Annotated in this window: 24 protein-coding genes, 3 tRNA genes, 1 pseudogene and 1 other annotated feature; of the genes and pseudogenes, 6 read left to right on the top strand and 22 right to left on the bottom strand. The window is 39.6% G+C overall.

Features of this window, described 5'->3' with window-relative positions; all coding sequences use genetic code 11:
* From RHS_RS13265 to RHS_RS13285, 5 genes and pseudogenes are all read right to left on the bottom strand, one after another.
* Nucleotides 1-387, bottom strand: a pseudogene (locus RHS_RS13265) (coproporphyrinogen dehydrogenase HemZ); the annotation flags it as partial.
* Nucleotides 388-406: 19 nt separating this feature from the next.
* A complete protein-coding gene (locus RHS_RS13270; RefSeq protein ID WP_176731119.1) occupies nt 407-1,036 on the bottom strand; it encodes an MBL fold metallo-hydrolase in 630 nt (209 codons plus the stop codon).
* Between the two features lie 12 nt (nt 1,037-1,048).
* Nucleotides 1,049-3,349: a bifunctional (p)ppGpp synthetase/guanosine-3',5'-bis(diphosphate) 3'-pyrophosphohydrolase gene (locus tag RHS_RS13275; RefSeq protein WP_027293590.1), complete on the bottom strand. Its 2,301-nt coding sequence runs from the start codon at nt 3,347-3,349 to the stop codon at nt 1,049-1,051.
* Nucleotides 3,350-3,394: 45 nt separating this feature from the next.
* Complete coding sequence (locus tag RHS_RS13280) at nt 3,395-3,919, bottom strand: adenine phosphoribosyltransferase (RefSeq protein WP_027293589.1); 525 nt, start codon at nt 3,917-3,919, stop codon at nt 3,395-3,397.
* A gap of 561 nt (nt 3,920-4,480) precedes the next feature.
* Nucleotides 4,481-4,564, bottom strand: a tRNA-Leu gene (locus tag RHS_RS13285).
* Nucleotides 4,565-4,776: 212 nt separating this feature from the next.
* Here RHS_RS13285 and RHS_RS13290 point away from each other — a divergent pair.
* A tRNA-Leu gene (locus RHS_RS13290) sits at nt 4,777-4,860 on the top strand.
* Between the two features lie 893 nt (nt 4,861-5,753).
* Nucleotides 5,754-5,906: a hypothetical protein gene (locus RHS_RS30995; RefSeq protein WP_395022336.1), complete on the top strand. Its 153-nt coding sequence runs from the start codon at nt 5,754-5,756 to the stop codon at nt 5,904-5,906.
* Between the two features lie 385 nt (nt 5,907-6,291).
* On the opposite strand, the gene RHS_RS31000 is transcribed toward RHS_RS30995, so the two are convergent.
* The 12 genes from RHS_RS31000 to RHS_RS13345 all read right to left on the bottom strand — a co-directional run bounded on the left by RHS_RS31000 (nt 6,292) and on the right by RHS_RS13345 (nt 15,817).
* Nucleotides 6,292-6,450, bottom strand: a complete 159-nt coding sequence (locus RHS_RS31000; protein WP_156042854.1) for a hypothetical protein — start codon at nt 6,448-6,450, stop codon at nt 6,292-6,294.
* Nucleotides 6,451-6,616: 166 nt separating this feature from the next.
* A complete protein-coding gene (locus RHS_RS13295) occupies nt 6,617-6,808 on the bottom strand; it encodes a hypothetical protein (RefSeq protein ID WP_027293588.1) in 192 nt (63 codons plus the stop codon).
* 368 nt (nt 6,809-7,176) lie between these two features.
* A tRNA-Asn gene (locus tag RHS_RS13300) sits at nt 7,177-7,248 on the bottom strand.
* Between the two features lie 130 nt (nt 7,249-7,378).
* On the bottom strand, nt 7,379-7,735 hold the full coding sequence (rplT, locus tag RHS_RS13305; RefSeq protein ID WP_027293587.1) for a 50S ribosomal protein L20: 357 nt from the start codon (nt 7,733-7,735) through the stop codon (nt 7,379-7,381).
* A 25-nt stretch (nt 7,736-7,760) separates the two neighbouring features.
* Nucleotides 7,761-7,958, bottom strand: coding sequence for a 50S ribosomal protein L35 (gene rpmI, locus RHS_RS13310; RefSeq protein WP_027293586.1), 198 nt, complete (start codon nt 7,956-7,958; stop codon nt 7,761-7,763).
* Between the two features lie 51 nt (nt 7,959-8,009).
* On the bottom strand, nt 8,010-8,507 hold the full coding sequence (gene infC, locus RHS_RS13315; protein ID WP_027293585.1) for a translation initiation factor IF-3: 498 nt from the start codon (nt 8,505-8,507) through the stop codon (nt 8,010-8,012).
* A gap of 310 nt (nt 8,508-8,817) precedes the next feature.
* The gene (locus RHS_RS13320; protein WP_027293584.1) at nt 8,818-9,132 is read right to left on the bottom strand and encodes a DUF1540 domain-containing protein; all 315 of its coding nucleotides are present in this window, start codon (nt 9,130-9,132) and stop codon (nt 8,818-8,820) included.
* Nucleotides 9,133-9,209: 77 nt separating this feature from the next.
* Complete coding sequence (gene thrS / locus RHS_RS13325) at nt 9,210-11,162, bottom strand: threonine--tRNA ligase (RefSeq protein WP_027293583.1); 1,953 nt, start codon at nt 11,160-11,162, stop codon at nt 9,210-9,212.
* 210 nt (nt 11,163-11,372) lie between these two features.
* Nucleotides 11,373-11,569: a binding site (T-box leader), on the bottom strand.
* A 56-nt stretch (nt 11,570-11,625) separates the two neighbouring features.
* Nucleotides 11,626-12,369: a YdcF family protein gene (locus tag RHS_RS13330; protein ID WP_044293076.1), complete on the bottom strand. Its 744-nt coding sequence runs from the start codon at nt 12,367-12,369 to the stop codon at nt 11,626-11,628.
* 260 nt (nt 12,370-12,629) lie between these two features.
* Nucleotides 12,630-13,502: a carbohydrate ABC transporter permease gene (locus tag RHS_RS13335; protein WP_138002413.1), complete on the bottom strand. Its 873-nt coding sequence runs from the start codon at nt 13,500-13,502 to the stop codon at nt 12,630-12,632.
* Nucleotides 13,499-14,395 carry a carbohydrate ABC transporter permease gene (locus tag RHS_RS13340; RefSeq protein ID WP_047833481.1) on the bottom strand — a complete coding sequence of 299 codons (897 nt, stop codon included), beginning with the start codon at nt 14,393-14,395 and terminating at the stop codon, nt 13,499-13,501. Before RHS_RS13340 ends, RHS_RS13335 begins: the two co-directional genes overlap by 4 nt.
* 75 nt (nt 14,396-14,470) lie before the next feature.
* Entirely contained in the window at nt 14,471-15,817 is a 1,347-nt protein-coding gene (locus tag RHS_RS13345) for an ABC transporter substrate-binding protein (protein WP_047833482.1), read from the bottom strand.
* A gap of 270 nt (nt 15,818-16,087) precedes the next feature.
* Between RHS_RS13345 and RHS_RS13350 the strand changes: the two genes are divergently transcribed.
* A complete protein-coding gene (locus tag RHS_RS13350) occupies nt 16,088-17,824 on the top strand; it encodes a sensor histidine kinase (RefSeq protein ID WP_047833483.1) in 1,737 nt (578 codons plus the stop codon).
* 9 nt (nt 17,825-17,833) lie between these two features.
* Nucleotides 17,834-19,399: a response regulator gene (locus RHS_RS13355; RefSeq protein WP_047833484.1), complete on the top strand. Its 1,566-nt coding sequence runs from the start codon at nt 17,834-17,836 to the stop codon at nt 19,397-19,399.
* A gap of 160 nt (nt 19,400-19,559) precedes the next feature.
* Here RHS_RS13355 and RHS_RS13360 read toward each other — a convergent pair whose 3' ends face one another.
* The 4 genes from RHS_RS13360 to RHS_RS13375 all read right to left on the bottom strand — a co-directional run bounded on the left by RHS_RS13360 (nt 19,560) and on the right by RHS_RS13375 (nt 23,291).
* Nucleotides 19,560-20,066 carry an SEC-C metal-binding domain-containing protein gene (locus tag RHS_RS13360; RefSeq protein WP_027293576.1) on the bottom strand — a complete coding sequence of 169 codons (507 nt, stop codon included), beginning with the start codon at nt 20,064-20,066 and terminating at the stop codon, nt 19,560-19,562.
* Nucleotides 20,067-20,279: 213 nt separating this feature from the next.
* Nucleotides 20,280-20,810 carry a hypothetical protein gene (locus tag RHS_RS13365; protein ID WP_027293575.1) on the bottom strand — a complete coding sequence of 177 codons (531 nt, stop codon included), beginning with the start codon at nt 20,808-20,810 and terminating at the stop codon, nt 20,280-20,282.
* 109 nt (nt 20,811-20,919) lie between these two features.
* Entirely contained in the window at nt 20,920-22,242 is a 1,323-nt protein-coding gene (locus RHS_RS13370; RefSeq protein ID WP_027293574.1) for a sodium-dependent transporter, read from the bottom strand.
* A 23-nt stretch (nt 22,243-22,265) separates the two neighbouring features.
* Entirely contained in the window at nt 22,266-23,291 is a 1,026-nt protein-coding gene (locus tag RHS_RS13375) for a low specificity L-threonine aldolase (RefSeq protein ID WP_044293080.1), read from the bottom strand.
* Between the two features lie 171 nt (nt 23,292-23,462).
* On the opposite strand from RHS_RS13375, the gene RHS_RS13380 reads away from it, so the two are divergent.
* The gene (locus tag RHS_RS13380; RefSeq protein WP_027293572.1) at nt 23,463-23,690 is read left to right on the top strand and encodes a hypothetical protein; all 228 of its coding nucleotides are present in this window, start codon (nt 23,463-23,465) and stop codon (nt 23,688-23,690) included.
* A gap of 59 nt (nt 23,691-23,749) precedes the next feature.
* On the opposite strand, the gene RHS_RS13385 is transcribed toward RHS_RS13380, so the two are convergent.
* Nucleotides 23,750-24,388 carry a VTC domain-containing protein gene (locus tag RHS_RS13385; protein WP_044293081.1) on the bottom strand — a complete coding sequence of 213 codons (639 nt, stop codon included), beginning with the start codon at nt 24,386-24,388 and terminating at the stop codon, nt 23,750-23,752.
* A 291-nt stretch (nt 24,389-24,679) separates the two neighbouring features.
* Between RHS_RS13385 and RHS_RS13390 the strand changes: the two genes are divergently transcribed.
* Complete coding sequence (locus RHS_RS13390) at nt 24,680-25,282, top strand: HAD family phosphatase (protein ID WP_047833485.1); 603 nt, start codon at nt 24,680-24,682, stop codon at nt 25,280-25,282.
* Nucleotides 25,283-25,315 lie beyond the last annotated feature (33 nt).

Consider the following 25,315-nt stretch of genomic DNA (forward strand, 5'->3'; position numbering starts at 1 on the left):
CTCAGTATTCTTAAGTCCCTGTTCTAACAGAGCCATTGGAATCTTCGTAGGGCGAATGCCTGTCAACGTCCCCCAGGGCAGTTCCTGACCCGAACGTTCTCTAAGCATTTCATAAAGCAGGCGTTTCAGCCGGTTCTTTGTTTCCTTACGATTGGCATAATAATCCAGCTGAATGCTTCGTCCATCCAGCTTTTCCCGATCCGGTCCATAAAATGTTATAGCAATGCCGGTGTCACTGTAGGATATCATGATATAAAAATCAAAAGACCCTTCCACCAGATCTTCCCCGTAATAGACAGGTACATCCACCCCCGGATAGAATGCTCTCACCAGTGAATGGATATCATATTCGAAATCTCTCTTATTCAATTGTACTGCAATCATCATTTTCTCCTGTAAAACGATATTAAGCAAAAGGATTATACTTTTTTTCGTGACCGATGTCTGTCATAGATTCATGCCCTGGGCAGACCTGCGTATCTTCCGGCAAAGTGTTTAAAAGCTCTTTTACCGATCGTGATAATTCCGCCTGGTTTCCGGTTGGAAAATCAGTTCTGCCTATACTTTCACGAAATAATGTATCCCCGCTGAATAAGGTCTTTTCTTCCGGCAGGTAATAACATGCCCCGCCTTTTGTATGTCCCGGTGTATGCAATACTTTGATTTTGAAGCCCGCAAGTTCTGCTTCTTCCTGATCCTTAAAATAGCGGTCTGCCTTAATCACAAACGGCAGTCCAAACATGGAGGATAAGTTTAAATGATTATCCTCAGTGACCGCCTTTTCCTGCTCTAATACACAGACCGGAACCTGGAGCTCTTTCTTCAAATCCATAGCTGCACCAGTATGGTCAAAATGACCATGGGTTAATAAAATGGCTGCCACTTTAACCTGCAGGCTTTTTATCTTTTGTATAATCGCCTGTGCTCTGTCTGCCGGATCGATAATAACAGCTTCTTTGTTCTCTTCGTTGATTGCCAGATAACAATTGGTCTGCACCATCCCCAGCACCATCTTCTCGATATGCAGCTTACTCATACAACCTACTCCTTATCCGGTGGTACGTTCAATATCAATCACGCTTTCCACCTGTCTGATTTTTTCAATAAGACTGTTTAGAACTTCCCGTCCCGGCACATCAAAGCTCATGGCAATGGTTGCCGTTCCCTGTTTGCTTGTTCTGGAATTTACACTGGTAACATCAATCTTACGTTCGGTAAAAATCCTGGATATATCTACCAGAAGTCCGGTTCTGTTATTACCGTAGATCTTAATCTCTGCAGTATAAAGTCCATTAGATCCGGTTTCCTCCGGCTCCTGCCATTCAGCATCAATAAGACGTACCCTGTCTTCTCCACCCAGATTAATAATATTTACACAATCTGTCCTGTGAATTGACACACCTCTTCCTCTAGTAACAAATCCAACGATTTCATCTCCCGGTACAGGGCTGCAGCATTTGGAAAAACGTACAGCAACATCATGAATGCCTTTTACGACAATGCCGCTTTTCGTTCTGGCAATGCGGACTTTTTCTTTTGATTCTGCTGCTTCAATAATATTTTCATCCGTGATCTGCTTCTTATGCTGCTTCTGATACTCCTCCAGAAGTTTGTTCACCACCTGGCCCTCTTTCAGTCCGCCATGGCCGATGGCCGCCAATACAGATTCCCAGTCCCGGAAACCATATTTACGCATCACACTTTCCATATATGCCGGCTTAGTAATGTCGCTTTGTACAATTGCTTTCGATTTGCAATACTGTGCAAACATTTCCTTGCCTTTAATAATATTATCTTCTTTCAGTTCATTCTTAAACCATTGGTTAATCTTGTTCTTTGCCTGAGTACTTTTTACAATCCCCAGCCAGTCACGGCTTGGACCTCTGGAATTTTGTGAAGTCACAATCTCAATACGGTCTCCGTTTTGAATCACGTAATCGATATTCACAAGCTTGCCATTTACTCTTGCACCAATCATTTTGTTCCCAACTGCACTGTGGATACTGTAAGCAAAATCAATTGGTGTTGAACCATTTGGAAGGTTCTTCACATCTCCCGCAGGTGTGAAGCAGTATACATTCTCGGCAAACAAATCCAAATCACTTTTTAACAGGCTCATGAATTCTTTATTGTCAGACATATCACGCTGCCATTCCAGAATCTGACGCAGCCAGCTTAATTTTTCTTCTTCCTGCTCAGCCACTCCTTTTTTACCGTCGGAGCTTTCTTTGTATTTCCAATGGGCAGCAATACCAAATTCTGCTGTCCGGTGCATTTCAAATGTACGGATCTGAATTTCAAAAGGCTGACCGCTGGGGCCAATCAAGGTGGTATGCAGGGATTGGTACATGTTGGGCTTAGGCATCGCAATGTAATCCTTAAAACGCCCCGGAATCGGTTTATACATCTCGTGAATTACCCCGAGAGCTGCATAACAATCCTTCACTGTGTCCACAATTATCCGAACTGCAAACAAATCATAGATCTGTTCAATCGTCTTCTGCTGATTGACCATTTTCTTATAGATACTAAAGAAATGTTTCACCCTTCCATCAATCTGCGCCCTAATCCCGGCACTTTCTACATGGAGGCTGACTTCATCGACAATACTCTGCACGAACTGCTCCCGCTCCGTTTTACGCAGTGAAACTTTTTCCACAAGGTCATAGTACACTTCAGGCTCCAGATATTTTAAAGAAAGATCATCCAGCTCCACTTTAATCTTGGAAATACCAAGCCGTTGGGCAATGGGTGCATAAATATCCATGGTTTCCCTTGCTTTTTCCTTCTGCTTTTCCGGCTTCATATACTTCAAAGTCCGCATGTTATGCAGTCTGTCCGCCAGTTTAATTAATATAACCCGAATGTCTTTCGCCATTGCCAAAAACATTTTACGCAGGTTCTCCGCCTGAACTTCAACTTTATCTGCTGAATAGGACAACTGCCCCAGTTTGGTTACGCCATCCACCAGAAGTTCCACCTCTGCACCAAATTCCCTGCGTACCTCATCGGAAGTCAGAACCGTGTCTTCCACCACATCGTGCAGAAGTCCTGCTACAATGGTTTCTTTATCCAGTTCCAGATCCGCAAGTATGATTGCAACACTTAAAGGATGGATAATATATGGTTCTCCTGATTTCCTCTTCTGATCCTGATGGGCATCATTCGCAAGATGATACGCCTTTTCGATCATCGAGATATCGGTAGACGGATGATATTTTCTAACACTGCTGATCAGCTCATCATACAGGATATCCGGGCTCGTAAAATCAGCCATGCCCTTTATAATGGCATCCGCCTTTTTAATCTTATCTAATTTTTCATTTTTAATCGTCCCATTCATTGGCATTCATATCACCGTCTTCTAATTGTTATATTCGCTGCTGTTTTGCGTCTATATACCCTCATAGCAGAGCACAGACTGAACATCATAGCCTTTCAGACGTTCTCTGCCTTTCAGCCCTGCAAGTTCCATTAAAAATACAATCTTGACTACTTCTCCGCCCAGACTTTCAATCAGCTTCACGCTGGCTTCTATAGTTCCGCCTGTAGCAATTAAATCATCAATAATAACAACCTTCTGTCCAGGCTTAACCGCATCCTTGTGAATTTCAATTTCGGCACTGCCATACTCCAGGTCATATTCCTCAGAAATTGTCTCACAGGGCAATTTCCCCTTTTTCCTCACAGGTACAAAGGAAGTATGCAAATTATATGCCAGGGGCATTCCAAAAATGAATCCTCTGGATTCTGTTCCAACAATTACATCTACCGGTATATCTCCAATTAATTCCTGCATGGAATCAATTGCAAGCTTCAATCCGTCTGCATCCTGCAAAATACTGGTAACATCTCTGAAAATAACTCCTGGTTCCGGAAAATCCGGGATACTTCTTACATAATCGTCTAGCTTCTTCATCCTGTTCTCCATTCTAAATTCAATCATTCTTCTTTATTTATCAATTTAACTTATCCATAAGTATATCATTTATCTATCGAATTATCAATTGTAAACTCCTTCAAAATTAGGCGCAAAAAAAGATGCAAAATGGTATATTTGCATCTTTTTTCTGTTATAGTGTCGTATTATGTGGTTTTTTTCTACTTTATGGGCATGAATTCCATTTATAAAGGAGACTATTTTGAGGGCAAACTCCACGAGGCCATGCCCCTTCTGTATTTATTAACCAGTCATGCAGTTCCTCATTTGCCAAAAACGTATCACCGAACCATAAGCTTATAAGATTCCCAAACCGGACTCAGAAGCAGTAACCGTCATATTATAAGTTGCAGTTCCTATCGATTATGCATTACAAATTTCATAGAATACGTTCTTCCGTTCCTATCGGATATAACAAATCTATCCCCAGTGTATTGATCAAGTATATGGTACCCCCATACTTTTCAATCATACGTAAAACAAAAAATAGCCCTCCATTTCGGAAGACTACTCTTATATAAAAACCCAATATTTCTTTGATGCGGAAGATGGGACTTGAACCCACACGATATTGCTACCACAGGCACCTGAAGCCTGCGCGTCTGCCAATTCCGCCACTTCCGCGTTCTATGTAGTTACTTGCGCAACTTACATGCTATATAATACAATATTTGTAACCACTTGTCAACAAGAATTTTAAATTTTTTCAAAAATTTATACAAATAAAAAATTTTCAACTTTTTTCGATTTTAGTGTTGACATCTGTTCCTACCAATGCTATAATTCTATCTGTTCGCAGCTGAGAGAAACACATCACAGCGGATATAACTACATAGGCGGGAGTGCTGGAATTGGCAGACAGGCAAGACTAAGGATCTTGTGTATGCATGTACGTGTGGGTTCAAGTCCCATCTCCCGCATAGTTAATTTTGAGAAGAATACCTAATTTATTGGGTATTCTTTTTTTGTTCAATCAAACTGTGCTATTTTTTACTCCCCCCTCTCAGGTTACGAGATTAGTTTGTAGGAGATTGGTCCAGGATGAAGGGCACATAGCGGGCTACATAACCCAATCTTTTCATTTTCCATATAATTTTCTTAATAGAATCACAAGCTTTTTTAGAAATGCTTTATTCCCACGTCATAATCTTGACACAAATATTCGATATACTAATATCATCAAATGAAGGACAGCGGTTTCACAACATAAATAAATTAGCTTACCTATCGTGGACTGCCGTTGGACTTCGACTAACAATTATCCAAACAATATTGGTTAACATAAACTTTTTCATAACTCAGCCCTGTACTCACAGTACAGGGCTCTCCCTCCGTTCAGAGATATAAAAAAATATCGCAGCCACGAGCCAACCATGACCACCCAGTCCGATTTATCAGGTTGAAATCCGTAAAAATTAATGGGTATCGTCAGCATAAGCGGAAAGTATTTATGAGAACCAGACTCTATCTATTTCATATTTCCCTACCAATTTCTTAATACAATCTAAAGCTTTTTTATAAATCATTTATTTCTCTGCCACACTTCGGACACAAATCTTCGGTATACTATATATATCAAATGAAGAACAGCGGTTTTACCTAACACCTTGTTATGTGAGCTGCCGCTGGACTTCGACAAACAACTATCCTATTATTGGTTTATATAAAATCTTTTTCATAACTCTGCCAGTACTGTTAACAGTACTGGCCTCCCTCTTTTTATGGACCTTTTTTACTTTTTTTCTGTCCATTTTTTCCCATGCATAATAAACTATAAATTACGAAATACTATCTCAAAAAAGGAGTGTGTATTATGGAAACTAAAAATACTAATAAAAATGATTATACGTTTGCAGATATTAATGAATCCTGCAAAAGTGATATTGATGCATTAGAAAGCACTATCAGTAATAAGTTAAATAAACAAATTGCCATCGTTGCATACGAACAATCGGAAGAGGAATAATAATAATGTGGCTGCCGTAAATCCTTAAGATGTACGGCAGCCACATTACTTTTTTATTTTTGAGGGAGTCAGACTGGTAACGTCGTGGGGTTTTACCAGACTGAACGAGTTGTGAAATATACCAGCTTCCGCTAATATAATTTGTATATTAACATATTTATACAAAATTCGCAATAATCTAAATATAGAAATTTATGTTATAACCCAAAAATTTTTTTGTTATAAAATAACCCTGCCGGAAGAAGATATACACTTCCCCCAACAGGGCAGAATATGATATTTCCTTTTTCTTTTGTTTCCCTACCTGTCAGGAGCCCCCCGGCACCACTTTAGAGCCTTTATCTGTGCTAATACGGCTTTCTTTCTCATATAGTATCCAAGAATCTTATTTACTGTTGTATTTACGCAAATATTCTATTTGCTCCCGATCTTCCTGATCTTTGTCTTTTGAATTACCGGATACCTGACATAAGGCTATTACAAAAACGCCGCTCGCCATTCCGGCAAAAAACAACCCGAATCCCATCAATATCTCCAGACCCATATGACAATCCCCCTGTAAGAATACACTTCTCTATTTATAATAATATGATAGACATATTTTTTTATACTTAATCACAGAAAGAATTAAATTTTCATATTAATCGCAAAAAATCCTGAAGACAGTGATTGTAAACCAGTCTTCAGGATTTCTTAATTGAATTTATTTTTTACGACGGTATTACTTTAATTGTCCATGCATAACCATTCTTTGTCCATACTTTGTAGTCATTATCTTTATGATTATAAGTAATGTGATCCAATTCAGGATTTGCATTAACATTTATAATATTCATATACTCTATGGGATTCAGCTCCCAGTTTCTGCTTCGCAGATATGAATCAATTTCGTGACTGTACATCTGATGCCCTCCTGTCTGTGTTTTATTTTGTGCTTTATCTTGTGCTTTATTTTGTGCTTTATCTTGTACTTTATCTTGTACTTTATTTTGTGTTCTATTTTTCTATTCTGTATTATTTCTTCTTAATCTTATTTTACCAATCTTATTTTGTATTTAAAATAGAAATTTTTATCGATTTGTGGTAATATTTTATCTTCTTTTGTAAATCTTTCGGTTTTTTAACTGGAAAACAGGTTATAATTAGATCTGATTACGGCCTGACCACTATTTATCGTACAAAAAACGGAAGCCAACCACATAAAATGTTTAGGCTTCCGCAAATAATCTTCATTATGAAATTCTCTTACTCAAAAAATAAGCAGCAAAAACTCCCCGAGTTGGGCTCGAACCAACAACCCTTCGGTTAACAGCCGAATGCTCTACCATTGAGCTATCGAGGAATACAAATCATATTATAAACCTTATATGAAATATGTCAAGAGGGTTTTCGCACTTTTTCAAAGAATTCGATCGTCTTTTTACGACAAAATTCCCCGAAGATTAAGTATCCCCGGGGTATCTAAAACACTATTATGCCAATTTAGATTTAGCCAGTTCTGCAAGTGTTGCAAAACCTTCTGCATCATTAACAGCCATATCAGCTAAGATTTTTCTATTCATTTCAACTTCAGCAAGTTTTAATCCATACATAAATTTGCTGTAGGATAATCCGTTGATTCTAGCTGCTGCGTTGATACGAGCGATCCATAACTGTCTGAACTGACGTTTTCTTTCTTTTCTTCCTGCATAAGAGCTTGTCAATGCTCTCATTACGGACTGTTTTGCTACTTTATACTGTTTAGATCTGGCACCTCTGTAACCTTTTGCCAGCTTTAATGTTCTATTATGTCTTTTTTTAGCGTTCATTCCGCCTTTAATTCTTGCCATGTCTTATTTCCTCCTTCGCCTACTCTTATAAATAAGGTAAAATCTTCTTCATGTTTTTGAAATTTGTAGCATCTGTGATGATTGCTTTTCTTAAGTTTCTTTTTCTCTTGGCAGATTTTTTGGTTAAGATATGGCGCTTATAAGCTTTATTTCTTTTTAATTTACCTGTACCTGTTTTTTTGAAACGTTTCGCAGCTGCTCTGCTTGTTTTGATCTTTGGCATTGTATATGTTCCTCCTTATATTTAGACTTATCTATTTTAACTAAAAAATTCTTAACTACGTTTTTCAGTTAAAAACATCATAATGCTTCTGCCTTCCATTTTGGCCGGCTTATCCACTACTGCAATGTCTTCAAGTTCTTTTGCAAAATCATCCAGAATATGCCTGCTGCTCTGGATATGTGCCATTTCTCTACCTCTAAAACGAAGTGTTACCTTTACTTTGTTGCCTTTTTGAATAAACTTTCTGGCAGCACTTACTTTTGTATTCAAGTCATTTACATCGATATTTGGCGATAAACGAACTTCCTTTACATCAATAACCTTTTGCTTTTTCTTCGCTTCTTTTTCTTTTCTCACCAGTTCGTAACGATACTTTCCGTAATCGATAATCTTACAAACAGGCGGTTTCGCTGTCGGAGCGATTTTAACCAGGTCTAATTCTGCTTCTTTAGCCAGTCTCATTGCCTCTTTTGTAGGCATAACACCTAATTGTTCTCCGTTTTCACCAATCAAACGGATCTCTCTGTCTCTGATTTGCTCGTTAATCATTAATTCGCTAATTGTCTTGCACCTCCATAAAATGCTTGAAATAAATACCACTTCGCTGCTAATTATCCGCATAAAAAAAGTGGATAGATAGACTATCCACATAATATTCCCATAGAACGTTCCTATGTAACATATTAACCGATAGTCACCTCTGTGCTACGGTGAGAGTGGATACTCTACTTTGATTTCTTGTAACCTTATTTACTTTACCACATTCAAAATTTATTGTCAACTATTAATTTATTATTTTAACACGTACATCAGAAAAGCAGCTCTAACTTCCGAGCCGCTTTTCCTTATACTTCACAAATTATTTTTCTTCGAAGCTTGCGCATTCTGTCTGGTCGCAATGCTTTGCAGCTGCACCGGCTATACCGATCTTATCTGCACTGCATTTACAGGATTCATTGAATGTGCAGTTACGTGCTTCACAGTCTACATCAATCTTCTGACATGGAGTTCCCATGGAACTTCTGGCATTGTCACCTTTTCTTTCCCTGAAACTGGAACAACATGTTTCCTGGCATTTTTCTGCATGGTCTCCACCAACCTGGATATCACCTTTGCAGCAACACTCTGCATCGTTATAGACACAACTTTGAGCGGAACATACTAATAATGGCATGATACTACCTCCTTTGATTTATTTGGGATAGTATCTGCCTTTTTAGATTTTTTATTCGTTAATATTTTAGAGCGTGATCAATCTTCCACTTCGATTTTACGGATTTCTTTTGTACGGATCTCTTTACAGATATCATCTATAAAAGTATCCAGGGCTTTTTGCCCTTCATCCCCTTTAAATCTGCTTCTTACAGAAACTACGCCGTCTTCTTCTTCTTTCGCACCTACTACCAGCATATAAGGCACTTTGTCCAGACGGGCTTCACGGATTTTATAACCAATCTTTTCGGAACGTTCATCTGTTGTACAGCGGATGCCGTTTAATTTCAACTGGTCTTCCACTTTTTTTGCGTAATCATGATATTTTTCAGATATCGGGAGTACACGTACTTGTTCCGGACACAGCCATGTAGGGAATTTTCCTGCATATTTTTCAATCAGCCATGCAAGTGTCCTTTCATAGCAGCCCATGCTTGTTCTGTGGATAATAAACGGACGTTTCTTTTCGCCGTCTTTATCTACATAATACATATCGAACTGCTCAGCCAATGCAAAATCTAACTGAATCGTAATCATGGTATCTTCTTTTCCATAGACATTTTTCGCCTGGATATCCAGTTTTGGTCCGTAGAATGCTGCTTCTCCATCGGCTTCTACAAATGGAAGTCCCAGCTCTAATAGCATTTCACGCATTACACCCTGGGATTCTTCCCAATATGCTGCATCTCCAATATATTTTTCTGTATTGTTTGGATCCCATTTGGACAAACGGTATGTTACATCATTTTCCAATCCCAGAGTCTTAAGGCAATACAGTGCCAGATTTACACATCCTTTGAACTCTTCGTGTATCTGCTCCGGAGTCATGATTAAATGTCCTTCAGAAATAGTAAACTGACGTACTCTGGTAAGTCCATGCATTTCTCCGGATTCCTCATTCCTGAATAATGTAGAGGTTTCGCCATAACGCAGCGGCAGATCACGATAGCTCTTCTGGCTTGCTTTATATACATAATACTGGAATGGACAGGTCATCGGACGAAGTGCAAATACTTCGTCGTCCTTTTCCTCGTCTCCCAGAACAAACATCCCATCTTTATAGTGATCCCAGTGACCGGAAATCTTATACAGATCACTTTTTGCCATTAATGGTGTTTTCGTTCTCACATAACCTCTTTTTTCTTCTTCGTCTTCGATCCATCTCTGCAATGTCTGGATGATGGTTACTCCCTTAGGCATAATAAGGGGCAAACCCTGACCAATTACGTCTACCGTAGTGAAAAGTTCCATTTCACGGCCCAGTTTATTATGGTCACGTTTTTTTGCTTCTTCCATCTGTAACAGATATGCATTTAATTCATCTTTTTTCGCAAATGCTGTTCCGTAAATACGTGCAAGCATTTTATTTTTTTCGTTTCCTCTCCAATATGCACCGGAAGAAGACGTCAGTTTAAATGCTTTGATAGACTTTGTGCTCATTAAATGAGGTCCTGCACAGAGATCTGTAAAATCTCCCTGACGATAAAAAGAGATAATTGAATCTTCCGGAAGATCCCGGATTAATTCTACTTTGTAAGGCTCACCTTTTTCTTCCATAAACTGAATCGCTTCTGCTCTTGGCAAAGTGAATTTCTCAAGCTTTGCTCCTTCTTTGATGATTTTCTTCATTTCTTTTTCAATATTATCAAGGTCATCTCTGGAGAATGGCTCATGATCAAAGTCATAATAAAAACCGGTGTCAATAGATGGCCCAATTGCCAGTTTTGCTTCCGGATAAAGGCGCTTTACAGCCTCTGCCAGCACATGGGACGTGGTATGGCGCAGCGCCGCCAATCCCTTTTCATCATTTGCAGTTAATATAGAGAGTTCACAATCCCGGTCTACGACTGTACGCAGATCCACAACCTCTCCATTTACTTCTCCGGCACATGCCATTCTTGCCAGTCCTTCACTGATATCCAAAGCGATATCATGTACGGATTTACTTTCTTCATATTCTTTTTTTGATCCATCTTTTAATGTAATAATCATTTTACTACCCATTACATGCTGCAGGCTTTTCTGCAGCACGCCACAAATTAAAATGTGGTTACCTTTCTTTTTTATTTCAGCTTTAACAACATGTATCACGCAGGCTTTCTTACTGCATACCAGATATACAGTATCATTTACACAGATTTACTTTTGTACAGGGATAGTATTTCCACGCAAAAAGTCCCCGGACCATACCTGCCGGTACGATCCAGGGACGAGTATTCTTACTCGCGGTTCCACCCTGATTGTTTCTAAGAAACCACTTCATTTTGATGATAACGGGATCACCGGACCGGATTAGGGTCACTCAGAGGCAGTTTTCAAATGTTTCCTAACAGGATATTTCCAGCACCAATCCCTCTCTGGGTTATTCCGCATTTTACTCTTCTCTTCAACGTATTAACATTATCTACCCTTGATTATAGCATTTAAGCTTCATTTGTCAACACCTGAAATTAATTTAAATATTTCCAACCAGTTTTTCTTTTACCAAAGCAAAAAATTCCCGCAACAGATAATGGACTTGAAATCTTGGATCGGAAGCCGCCGCAATTCCGGACAGATTTGTATATCCCTGTTTCTCCCCCAGCTGCATTGCACGAAACACATGGAAATTATTTGTTACAATACCGACTTTGGCATCTTTACTTCCAATTACCTGTGCACTGTATTTTAAATTTTCTTCCGTGCTGGTAGATTTATCTTCCAAAATAAGCCGGCTTTCTTCGATTCCCTCAGCTGACAGGTACCGTCTCATTGCCTCTGCCTCGGTGATATTTTCCCCCGGACCCTTTCCGCCGGAAAGAACGGCCTTGCTGTCCGTATTTTCTTTCAAGTATTCTGCTGCTGCTTCCAGACGCAATGTCAATGCTTTACTGGGTACTTCCCCTTTCACCTGGGCTCCCAGAATCACCACGTAGTCCAGATTCTTTTCACCATGCTGAAACATGCCGGTAAAAATAAATATTTCCACAAGCAAGAACACAAATAGTCCCACTGCCAATACCCCGCCAAAAATCACTTTGCACCACGAGGGAAAAAGATGTACACCCGGATGGGTTTTACAATAATGACTGAAAAAGGCAAGTCCAAAAAACACGGCCGCTCCACAAAGCCATATAATTGAAAAATCCATTCCTACGCTGACTAAAATCACAAAATATAGCAATGATGCTGCTCCTAAAATCAACCATAAAATCTGCATTGTTTTTTATGCCTCCTTTTATTTATGATTATTTTCTATAATTATTTACGATATCTTCTTCAGTTTACTGTATTTTACAAGGTCTGTCAATCTGACCAATACACCATATATTTTAAACATTTCTTAAATTTTTCATATTTATACAGCAAGATGGGTTCTTTCACGCAAAAAGCAGCCCCCGTTAAAGCCAAACTGAATCTGGTTTAACGGAAGCTGCCTGCTTACAAATCAGTATTTTATTTAAATATAAAAACCTGTACTCAGCCTTTAACTGCTCCGGCTGCTATTCCATTGATAAACTGCTTTTGCAGCACTGCAAATAAAAGGATCAGCGGGAGCGCACACAGCACGCAGGCTGCAAACAGGGTATTCCACTGCGCCGGGTTTTCACGATCTCCCAGAAACTGTATCATTCCTACCGGCAGGGAGTACTGATCCGATTTTGATATGAAGATCATTGGATAAAAATAATCGTTCCAAATCCACATACCCTGTGTGATCACAACCGATACAACAGCCGGTTTTAGCAAAGGGAAAACTACACTTATGAAACGTTTCCACAGACCGCATCCATCGATATAAGCAGATTCCTCAATTTCAACAGGAACCCCTTTCATAAAACCCGTCAGTAAGAAAATAGAGAATGGAAGGCTGCAGGTGATAAACATGATCATTGGCGTAAACCTGGTGTTAGGCAGCGATAAGCGTCCGAACATCTGGGCAATTGGAACGATGACCATCTGGGATGGTATAATTAAGCCTGCTATAAAGAAGTAATACAAGAACCGGCTGGTCTTTTGTTTAATCCTGGAAATTGGATATGCCGCCATTGTGGAAAACATTACAACCAGAAACACTGATCCCCCTGTTGTCATGATACTGTTCAGCAGCTGCTTGGGATACTTCATCTTTGTAAAAGCATTTATATAGCTGTCTAACGAAAACTCTTGAAATAAAAGCAAAGGTGAAATCATATTGTCGGGACTTCTAAGGGAACTGGACAATACGATTAAAAGAGGGAAAATAATAAGGCAGCAAAATAAGGTCAGCATAATATAGAGAATGAAAACCATCGGTGAAAGTTTAACCTTTGCTTCCACTTCTTTATATGTTTTTCTCCTTCTTCCCATCATAATTCCACCTCCCTTTTATTCATGTAGAACAGCATGAACACGGTAATCAGGATGATGACCGCAAATGCAGCCACAGAGAATGCACTGGCTTTTCCCATCATCTGATCATTAAACGCAATTCTATAGATGGAAAACATCAGGGTATTTGTTGATTTTCCCGGTCCTCCATTTGTCATGATAAAAGAATAATCAAAAGCTTTCAGACCACCGATTACAGCCAGAATTACATTGATAGTGACTGTTGCCGAGATCAGCGGTAGCTTAATTTTTCGAATCAGCTGCCATTCCGAACACCCGTCTATTTTACCGGCCTCCAGAAGGCTGTCATCTACCGTCTGCAGTCCCGCAAGATAAATAATCATGGTAGAGCCGAAGCCTTTCCATACTTCAACCATAGCAATGGCATATAAGGCTGTCTTATAATTGCCCAGTACATTAAAGGATGATCCGTCTAATCCGACTGCCTTCATTACTGATGCAATCATACCTGAATCCGGCATGTAAACATATGACCAGATAAAACCTACCACGATGGCACTAAACAGTGCCGGAATATAGGATACCGTCCGGAATAATGCTTTTCCCTTAAGTTTTACGTTCAGTGCCATGGCAATCACCAGTCCCAGCAGATTATTCAGAACAACTACCACAACTGCATAAATCAACGTGTTCTTAATTGCATTTATCATAGAACCATCTTTCAGCAAAGTCAGATAGTTTTTAAATCCCACGTAATCATAATCGCTATTAATTCCATTAAAGTTTGTTACACTATAGTAAAATAGCTGAAGTACCGGTACGATCCAAAAGATCACAAACAAGATCAGTGCCGGAATCACAAATACATACATCCGGTTGGGAAATACAAGGGTTTTTCGTTTTGCTTTCTTCATAATTATCCTTTCCGGCAAGTCAGAGGGAGGCTTTACAGGCTCCCTCCGGAATTCTGCCACATCTCAATCAGCTTATTACTCTGTATATAGTTCCTCAAATTTCGCCTGCATTCCATTTACAATATCATCTACCGTAGTCCCTTGTCCGCCGATCGCTTCAGAGAACAATGCTTCCATCTCGTTTTCGGTTCCCGATGGCCAGCCCTGGTTGCACCAATAAGAGGACTTTCCTTCATTATACAAATCCATAAACGGTTTCCAGAACTCATCCACATTTTCAGATCCATAACCATAAGTAACTACAATATTCCCCATATCCACCATGCTCTTCCAGATCTCAGACTCTCCATCAAACCATTTTTCCAGAATCGCTTTACTCTCTTCTATGTGTTTGGAACCGGAATAAATAGCCGGCGTAGCTCCGATAGACATTGATGCCCAGAGTTCCTCATCCGCGCTGTTTCCCGGCAGTGGGAAGTATCCCCGTTCAAAATCGACTGCACCTTTTGCACACAAGGATTTTTTATCTCCATTATGGTCAAATGTCATAGCAGCCTCCCCGTCCACAAATTTCTGGATTGCCTGCTGCGCGCTCAGTCCAAGTGATGAGCTGTCAATATAGCCCTCATCATACAGCGTCTTATACATAGATATTACTTCATCCCAGGTGTCCTTATCCGTAAACTTCGTTTCTCCGGTTCGGAGCTGGTCATCAAACTTGAGGTTCTTGGCATATACTTTGCTGGCTGCAATCTGATAGAGACCAAACTGCATCACATACATATCCTTATCGCCCATGACAATTGGCTGAATCCCTGCTTCTTTCAGAACTTTGCAGCAATTCAAAAATTCATCCCAGTTCTTGGGGATCTCCAGATTGTGTTTTTCAAACATATCTTTGTTGAAATAAGTTCCCAGCATAGATACGTTGGAACCTACTCCATAGATTTCTCCATCATAGGTGAATGCATCTCTTGCTCCCTCTCCTACCTTATCCAGCACTTTCAGATCTGTCAGCGGTTCCAGATATCCCGCCTTTGCCAGATTGATTACCCCATTTGCTCCCGCATACTTAGGGTGCACAAGAATAATGTCCGGACACTCTCCCGATGCCAGCTTCGTCTTCAAAGCTGTGTAGTACTGGTCATCCGGCAGCTTTGTAACTTCCAGTTTTATATTGGGGAATTCCTTTTCCACAAGCCCCGGTAAAATTTCTGTTTCGAAATCCGGATCAGCGGGTGTACCGGAATACATCATAGTGATTACGGTCTTATCCCCCGATGCTTTGCTCTCCTCCTGCTTTACGGTGGCGGTCTCTGCCCCCTTACTGCTTTCTGCTTTTTTGGTGTCTTTGCAGCCCGCTAAGGAAAGGGCTATCATGCTTCCCGTCAGGGCTAAAGCTAAAAATCTTTTCATTTTCATTTTGTTTTCCTCCTATGAATAACTTTCTTCATGGTTTTATCATACCATATTGCCGGTATACATTTGTTCAAAGTAATGGTGCACATTTGTTGGATCAATTTTTCTCTACTATCGGGATTCTTTCGTTCTTTTGTTATTCAAAATTTTTTCCAGGTAATATGACAAAATTATCATTACCCTGAACATAATTTGTGATATACTTCTTTTCAAAAGACCATATCTGACAAACTTCAACATTTAATATCATTATATACAGGAAAGGGGAGCGGAATGAAACTAAAGCATAAGTTTCTTATCATATTTCTTCTGATATCCATAATACCGGTTATCTTTATTACCACATTTACTTATACCCGGTATACCAAACTGATTGACAAACAGATCAACAGCATTACTGAGAACATATTTGAAAAATCCGGAGAAGAGCTGGAGACAAACCTCAAATCACTGGAACATATCGGAGATCTCTTCAATTTCCACAGCGAATCTGATCAGATATCTTTAAATAAAGAACTTCGAAAATATGCCGGAGATTCCGAAGGTTATTCTACTTACGACATATTCCAAAGTAATCAGAACATACATTTCATTATGAAAAACGTAACCTATAGCAGCGAATTCATAAACGGTATATTTGTCTTTACGCCCAGTGGTCCTACCCTGGGTTATGGATTAAACAGTAATATTGATGTATTCCCCGGCTATGATCCACGAAAGGAAGACTGGTACGAAAAAACGATAGGTCTGGAAGGCTCCTTTTATATAGACGGGATATCCAAGAAAGATTTTCTGATTAACAGCAGACCCTCCATTTCCTTTTCCAAAGCCCTTTATGACGGATATTCCAAGAAATTCCTGGGTGTTCTTCTGATCGACTGCTCCCCGGCTGTTTTTGATTTTTCTAAGGTAAATACGCTGAATGAAACATCAATGATTACCGTTAAATCAGACACCAATAACGTGGTCTATAGCGATCCTGCTTCATCGGAAAAAAGCTTTACACCGAAAAACAGCCATACATTGATTAAAGAATTTCCTTCTGACAATCTGCAGCTGATTTTTACCGTAAATTATGAATCTCTTTATAAAGAGTTTGATGCGACTAGAGTAATGATCCTGACAATTGCAGGTATTTGCGCAGGTGTTTTTATCATACTATCCTTCTTTTTTTCCTACTCACTGTCCCGGCCGGTCACCTACCTGAGCAGCAAGATGGCTGACTCCAAAAACCAGAAGCTTCTTACCGCTTCCCACTACCTGAACAGGAACGATGAGATTGGGATCCTGTACAATGAGTATAATCACATGATCGAGACATTGAGCGAATACATAGAAAAAGAATTACAAAACAAACTAATCTCTCTGGACTCTCAGATGAAATCCCTGGAAGCTCAGATTAATTCCCATTTTCTTTATAATACACTGGAATCCATCAACAGCATTGCGGAACTGGAGGAAGTGGAAAGTATTGCAACCATGTCACTTGCCCTGGGAGACATGTTCCGCTACAGTATTAAAACACAGTGTGAACTGGTTACGATTGAGGAAGAGCTGAAGCACGTCCAGAATTATATTTCAATTCAGCAGATCCGCTTTGAAAACCGTTTTCGTATGATCATAAATATTCCGGAAGCAATACTCAAATTTCAGGTTCTTAAGCTGATTCTCCAGCCTCTGGTGGAAAATGCCTTTTACCATGGTCTGGATTATTGCCAGTACGGGAGTTTTATCCGCATTGACTGCTGGACGGAATCTTCCTTCATTTATTTTACAGTCAGTGATGATGGGATTGGTATGGATGAGCCACAACTTGAACAGCTAAACCTGGTTTTAAAGCAGAAAGCTGAATTCACGGAGCTGGGGCACCGGAACAAACAAAGTATCGGTATTAAAAATATTCATACCCGGATACAGTTATATTACGGAGATGAATACGGACTTAAGATCCAGAGTCAAAAGAACGAGGGAACTTCCATACTGATTAAGCTCCCCAAACTAAACTGTTAGGAGGATTCTATGTACACTTATATTGTAATTGATGATGAATCACTGATCCGCAAAGGAATTATCAAGAAATTATCTTCGATCCGGGATACGGTTTTATGTACCGGCGAGGCCTCTAATGGCGAGGAGGCTCTCTCACTGATTGAGTCCATCGATCCGGATATCGTGATAACCGATATGAAAATGCCCCTCATGGACGGAACAGCTTTTTTAACACTGCTTACCCAAAGATTCCCTCATATAAAAGCAATTGTCATCAGTGGTTATAAGGACTTCGACTATATGAAGCATGCCATTGCCGCCCAGGCTGTTGACTATCTGCTAAAACCCTTTGGCAAGGAAGCCCTGACCGAGGCTGTCATGAATGCCGTAAAGCAGCTGAATGACCATCAATCCATACAAAACCGTCTCGTTTCCTCAGATGAGAAAAAAGAACAGGCCCGTTATAAATACGATATACAAATGCTGCAAAATATGATTATGGGTTACCATACCTCTGATTTCTCCATTACTTCCAAACGCCTGAACTTCATTAACCAGATCCACCACCTGGTTATGATCACGGTCTATTCTCAGACCGCCCTTGATTTTACTATGCTGGAGGCTTTCCTGTCCGATAATTCTTTTGGAGACCTGGCATTATTGCTGGAACACACAACCAACCAAAACCTGGGATTTTTTATTTTGTTCAAACCGGAACATTCCGTCTTAAGCTCTGAGGAAATGTGCAGGCAGCTGATCCAGCAGCTAAACAACACTTTATATTCTTCACAAATAACTGTTTTATTCGGATGCAGCCGGACACACCATTCTCTTCTGGAACTGAATACTGCTTTCCTGGAAACAGTAACCGCTCTGAATACAAAAACTGTAGCCGGCAGCTCAACGGCTTTTTTCTCCTTGAACAGGAAACGGGAACCGATTATTATTACCTGGGATAAAACAGAAGAATTTTTATTCCGTATCGAAGCCGGAATGATTCCCCAGACAGAAGCGCTTTTAGAAGAACTTTTTAATTATTTTCTTACAATACCTGACTGCAGTCTCTATGATATAAAAGTATTCTGTTTTTCACTGGCTGACCAGACACGCTATATGATGAGTACCTACTTTGACCAGATAAACCCGTCCTCCGCTAATAGCAGTATGCAGAATATTCTCAACAATATGTTCAGCCTGCCGGAAATAAAAGATTACTACCAGCAGTTTTACCAGAATATCGCCTCCCTTTTTAAAGCAGATAATATATATGCCACAGATGATATCATAGAAAAGATGAAGATTTACATGGAGCGCCACTACCAGAATAATCTGACCATAGAGTTCCTGTCCTCACTTTTTTACCTGAACCGCAGTTATTGCAGCCATTTATTCAAACAACGTACCGGAGAGACCTTTGTACACTGCCTGAACACCATACGGATCGCCAGAGCTAAACAAATGCTCTCTGAAACAGACAAAAAGATGTATCAGATCGCCAAAGCATCCGGATATGATAATGTAAAATATTTTTTCCGTATCTTCAAAAAATATGAACACATGACTCCGGAACAATACCGGCTTCAATACCGTCCATAAAAAAAAGAAGAAACACAGCGGCATCAACAGCTGTGCTTCTCCTTTCGATTCTATCCTAATCTATTCATCCGAAACAACCGGCATCCCATAACTACAAGGTAAATGCAGCCGGATACTCCAAAACCGGATGAAAAGCTTACTCGCTTTCACCCGGTTTTTATTATGCGTTTTTACCGCAGCATTTTTTATATTTCTTACCACTTCCGCAAGGACATGGATCATTTCTTCCAATCTTCTTGCCTTTGACAATCGTATTTGCTTTCTTTGCTTCTCTATACAGCACTTTCTTTTTCTCTTCATCGAAGATTTCATCCCACATAGGCAGCTCGTATAACCAGTCAGCCTTTGCGTCTACCATATTTTTGTAAAGAAGCTCTTTATCAAAACCTAAGTTTACCTCAGTGTTCTCATCCATTTCTTCAATTGGATTCTTCACTTTCAAACTTTCATCAATTCCATCCAGAAAGCCTACCATTGTCATTACCGGAATTTCAAACTTCTCAGCCAAATCCTTAACGGTACCTTTTACCACTTCTTCCGGATTAGCCAATAATTTCTCATAGATTCCTTTTTCAATTAAAAAATAATCAGTCCAAAACTTCTGAAGCTGCTTCTTATCTGTTTCCTGAGAGTATGCTACGTCTCTCCAATCCTGTAATAATCCCATATCTAATCCATCCTTTGTTTCATATTCGTAATCATAACACGTATAGTATATAACACTTTTGATTATTTTTCAAAAGAATTTTATTTTTTATAAAAAAATTGTATAGAAACCAAATTTCTGCTCATACTACTAACATCTACAAAAGAGAAAATTAATACTTATCCTCCCCCAAATACCGGGTCCGGCCGCAACAGCGCGGCGGGCCCGGTATTTTTAAAATTTCTTTTTAATCTTAAACTTGATATAGTCCCTGATATCTCTTTTTAACTGCTTTTTCACATCATCTTTATTTGCCTTTGCCATCTGGTCATGAAATTCATCCAACAGCCTTCGCTGGCTTTTTACATCTTCTTCAATTTTTTCCAGCTGCTTTACTTCATTTGCCGATATTCTCTGAAGAATGTATTCCGCATAGGCACTGGCAAGCTTCATGCCGCGGTGTTTCAGAATTTCATTCATTTCTTTGATAACTCTGATTTCATGATTCCCGCCTACGACAAATGCGTAAATATATGCCTGTTTATCAACCACCAGGCGGCCCAGCATCTGCTTAATGCAATCCGGCAGGTGCCCCTTTACACTTGCAAATATAAACCCGACTGTTTTATTCTCTTCATAAACGATGGATTCTGTAACAGAAGATGCCTCTACAAGCAGTACACCCTCGTTTCTTTCTTGAAACATCTTTGCAATTTCCTTACTTTTTAAACTATGTCCATCATAATATACCGTACTATTTTCCATAAGATTCCTCCATTTCAATTGTTTCCCAGTAGTTTCACGTTTCAGGTGACATTGCCGATTTCTCTTACGGTATCCTTTTAGAGCTTATATTTAAAATTGACTTTCATGCTTAACCGATTCCTTTGTATACAACACTTAAAATCAGTACCAGGACAGCCAGAAAAATATAAACATATTTCGCAGTAAAATCAAAAATTTTACCCACCGGCTTCTTTCGTCCCAAATTTAATTCTTCGTCAATCTTCTTGGTCCCAAGTACCCAATAAATAATAATTGCGCACATCACTGCTCCAAATGGAACAACATAAATCGTAATGATATCCATCCACGTACCAAGATATGCTTCGTTTTCTACAAATAAACCAACTGCAAGAGCAATGGCTCCCACAATCAGGATTGCTGCCGTTCTTTTCATTTTCAGCTGCTTCATTACCGCTTCTGCACATACCTCAAACATATTAACCAGAGAGGTAATTCCGGCAAATAAAACGGAAATAAAGAATAATACAGCAATCAGTCTTCCCGCCGGCATCTGGGCAAATACCTTCGGCAGAGTGATAAACATCAGCGGCGGTCCGGAACTTGGATTCATTCCAAATGCAAATACTGCCGGAATGATTGCAAATCCCGCAAGCAGAGCTGCACAGGTATCTAAAAGAGCCGTCTGCATGGATGCCTTTGGTATATCTTCTTTTCTGCTTAAATAACTTCCATATATAATCATTCCGGAACCGGTAATTGACAATGAGAAAAATGCCTGCCCCATGGCCATTACCCAGGTCATAGGATCAAGAAGCTTCTCCCACTTGGGTATCAGCAGATATCGGTACCCTTCCATAGATCCCGGAAGGAAAAAAACACGTATTGCCACAATCGCAAATAAAATAAAAAATGCAGGCATGATAATCCGGTTTACTTTTTCTATGCCTTTTAATACCCCGCCAATTAAGATAATGACGGTGATACAGATTACAACGGTATGCCATGGAATACTTCCAAGGGTTCCCGTAATCTCACTAAAATACTGTTCTGACTCTGTATTTAAAAAACTTCCGGTTACCGCCCCAAACAGGTAGCGCAGCACCCATCCTACAATAACGGCATAACCGGTTGCGATACCCAGAGATCCCAGAAGGGGAATACTGCCCAGTATTTTACCGCCCTTTTTTCCTCTGGATTTTAATGCATAGTCATATGCACCAACGGGTCCGGTACCGGTGAGACGCCCCAGGGCAAATTCTCCCGATAATCCAACCATTCCAAATAATACTATAAATAAAAAATAAATAATTAAAAATGCAGCTCCGCCATATTGCCCAACACGATAAGGAAACATCCATATATTTCCCATTCCTACTGCTGATCCGACACTTGCCAGAACAAAACCCAGTCTGCTTCCAAACTTTGCGCTCTCGTCACCTCTTTTTGACATTCCCCTTTTTCTCCTATCGTAGTCTATAAATCTGAAATCAATGTTTGGACATCCTCCTCTTTCGTCGCCCAACTAGTGCAAAAACGCACAACACTATGCGTATCATCATAACGCTGAATATAAGCAAAACTATACTTCTCTCTTAACGTTTCCAAAAAGCTGTCTTCCATAATCGGAAACTGCTGATTCGTTGTACTATCGATAAATAACGGATATCCTTTTTCCAGTAATGCATTTTTCAGCATCATTGCCAGCTCATTGGCATGCTCTGCTATTTTAAAATAGAGGTCGTCGCGAAACAATTCACCAAACTGGATACCCAGCAGACGTCCCTTTGCCAGCATTCCGCCTTTTTGTTTTATCAGATAACGAAAATCTTCTTTTAGTGCCGGATTAGTAATGACAACCGCCTCTCCAAACAAAGCTCCTACTTTTGTCCCGCCAATGTAAAATACATCGCAGATATGGGCAACATCTGGCAGATCCAGATCATTTCCTTTCGCCGTAAGCCCGTATCCGAGTCTGGCGCCATCCATAAATAAATACAATCCATATTTTTTGCAGACACTGCCAATCTCAGTCAGTTCCTTTTTGCTGTAAATAGTTCCATTCTCTGTTGGGTTGGATATATACACCATTTTAGGCTGGACCATATGTTCATGTGTCTCATCTTCCACATGATCCCGATAAAGCTTTTCAATCTGCTGTGCCTGAATTTTTCCATCATCACTTGGCAAAACCAGTACCTTATGTCCACAGGCTTCGATGGCTCCTGTCTCATGTACATTAATATGTCCGGATACCGCAGAGATCACACCCTGGTAAGAACGCAGTGCAGCATCAATCACAGTCAGATTTGTCTGGGTGCCTCCTACTAAAAAATGTACATCTGCATCCTCTCTTTTGCACTTTTCCCTGATCAGCCTGCCGGCCTCTTCACAATATCTGTCTTCCCCATATCCAGGTGTCTGCTCCAAATTCGTTTCCATCAGTTTCTTCAAAATATTCTCGTGAGCACCTTCTGCATAGTCACAATTAAAACGTATCATGTTGTCAAACCTCAATTCTCTTTAATGTATGTCTTCCGTGCATATCTTTACTGTACAAAATTTTACTCTAAAAAGCAAGGAAAAAATACAACAAGAGGCAAAATACCAACTATTTGCTTTTTCCCCCCAACTGTTGTATAATATTTCAAAACGTTATGAGGTATCTAAACTATGAAAAAGAAACAAATTCTGGCCTGGATCGGCATTGTACTGCTGGTAGCCCTTTACCTGAGCACACTTATATTCTCACTCTTAAAAAGTGACTTCGCCTATGACATGTTCCGCATCTCTGTAGCATGTACAATCATTGTTCCAGTCCTGCTGTATGGCTACATTCTTTTTTACCGGATTTCAAAAAAGGGAAAAGAAAAAGAAAAACCGGATAACCACAAAAAATAGGTTATCTGGTTTTTCCTCTGATATTGAGAAATTATGTTCCCGTTTTCCTTGCTTATCCTTTAAAATGCAAATGCTAAATCATCTGCCGGTTCTTCCGCCGTCTGGATCAAATTCATAATCATCTGTGGAAGCGTGACTTCCCATTTATAACTCACATTAACCCGGTCTTCTGAAAGACACTGGATCGGTATTCCATCACTTCCAAAAATATCCACCTCACCGCCTGCAATTCGGCTGATTCGATGGGCAAACGTGATGTAACCTTTCTTATAATTCATCATTTCTCTTTGATATTCTGTTATATGCTTCGGCCGCAGGCTGTTAAGTGTGTATTGCAGATAGAAATCAGATAGCAGCTGCTTTTTATGTCCCTTCATCCATTCAACATCCTGGTTTAATATCCTCTGCGCTTCTTCTCTTGTTATCTTTACGCATCTCTTATATACAATTTCATTCTGTATATATTTTTTCTCTATATAAATCTGGGTTTCGTCGTCGTTCTTCATACAGATATAGTATTTTGGCACCGTGTCATTGTGTAGCTCCCCTGCTACTCCGGTCTGCATAAACCTCAGTTTCTTCAGGCTGTATTTTTCAATTTTCTTTTTCGGCTGGCCTGTAAGCGCAGCCTGTTTCATTTGTTCGTACTTATCTTTTCTAACTGTTTCATTTTCTTCATAATACGTGGTGTATCTCATGAAAAATCCCCCTATCTTCCACCTTATACTATATGAATGACGTCCCTGCAACATGCATGTTTTTAAACTTTTTCTGTATAAAATGACTGAACATTTTTTATTCGCATTTTATAGTTTTATTATAGCATTTAATTGTGAATACATGATGTCGGACTTCTAAAAAGTTTCTTAATTATATTAAGAATTGACAAGTAAATGCTTGTCATATTATGATATATGAAATAAATATGTGCATACTGACTGCACCTTTTTTATTACTTATAACGGACGTACCAAGGAGGATCTGTCATCATGATCAAATCAATTATTTTTGATATTGGAATGGTTTTAGCTGATTATAACTGGCCCAAATATCTGCAAACTTTTTCTTACGATGAAAAAACATACCAGGCTGTTGCAAATGCAGTCTTTTTGAGCCCCACCTGGATCGAATGCGATCGCGGGGTTCTCTCTGACCGGGAACTTTTATCTGCTTTTATCAGCAATGCCCCAGATTATGAAAAAGAAATCAGAGAAGTCTACGCCACTGTAGGCGGATGCATAAAACAGTATGATTATGCAATACCCTGGATTCAGGATTTAAAGAGTAAAGGGCTTCAGATCTATGCACTTTCCAATTACGGAGAGCGGATGTTTGCACAGACAGGGAAAGAAGTGAACTTTTTAGAATTAATGGATGGTGCTCTGATCTCTTATCAGGATCATTTAATAAAACCCGATCCCAGAATTTATCAAACGATTCTGGACCGGTACCATCTGATTCCGGAAGAAACTGTTTTCTTTGATGATAATGCGGATAATGTCAGAGCTGCCGCAAATCTTGGAATCATTGCCTTTCCATTTAGCAGCTACTCACAGGCAGTAGAACAATTACAATCATTGATGCAAATTTAATAATTATAAAAGCCGGAATAATCAGAAGTAAAG

The organism is Robinsoniella sp. RHS, assembly GCF_001029355.1.
In the GTDB taxonomy this organism is placed as follows: Bacteria; Bacillota; Clostridia; order Lachnospirales; family Lachnospiraceae; genus Robinsoniella; species Robinsoniella peoriensis.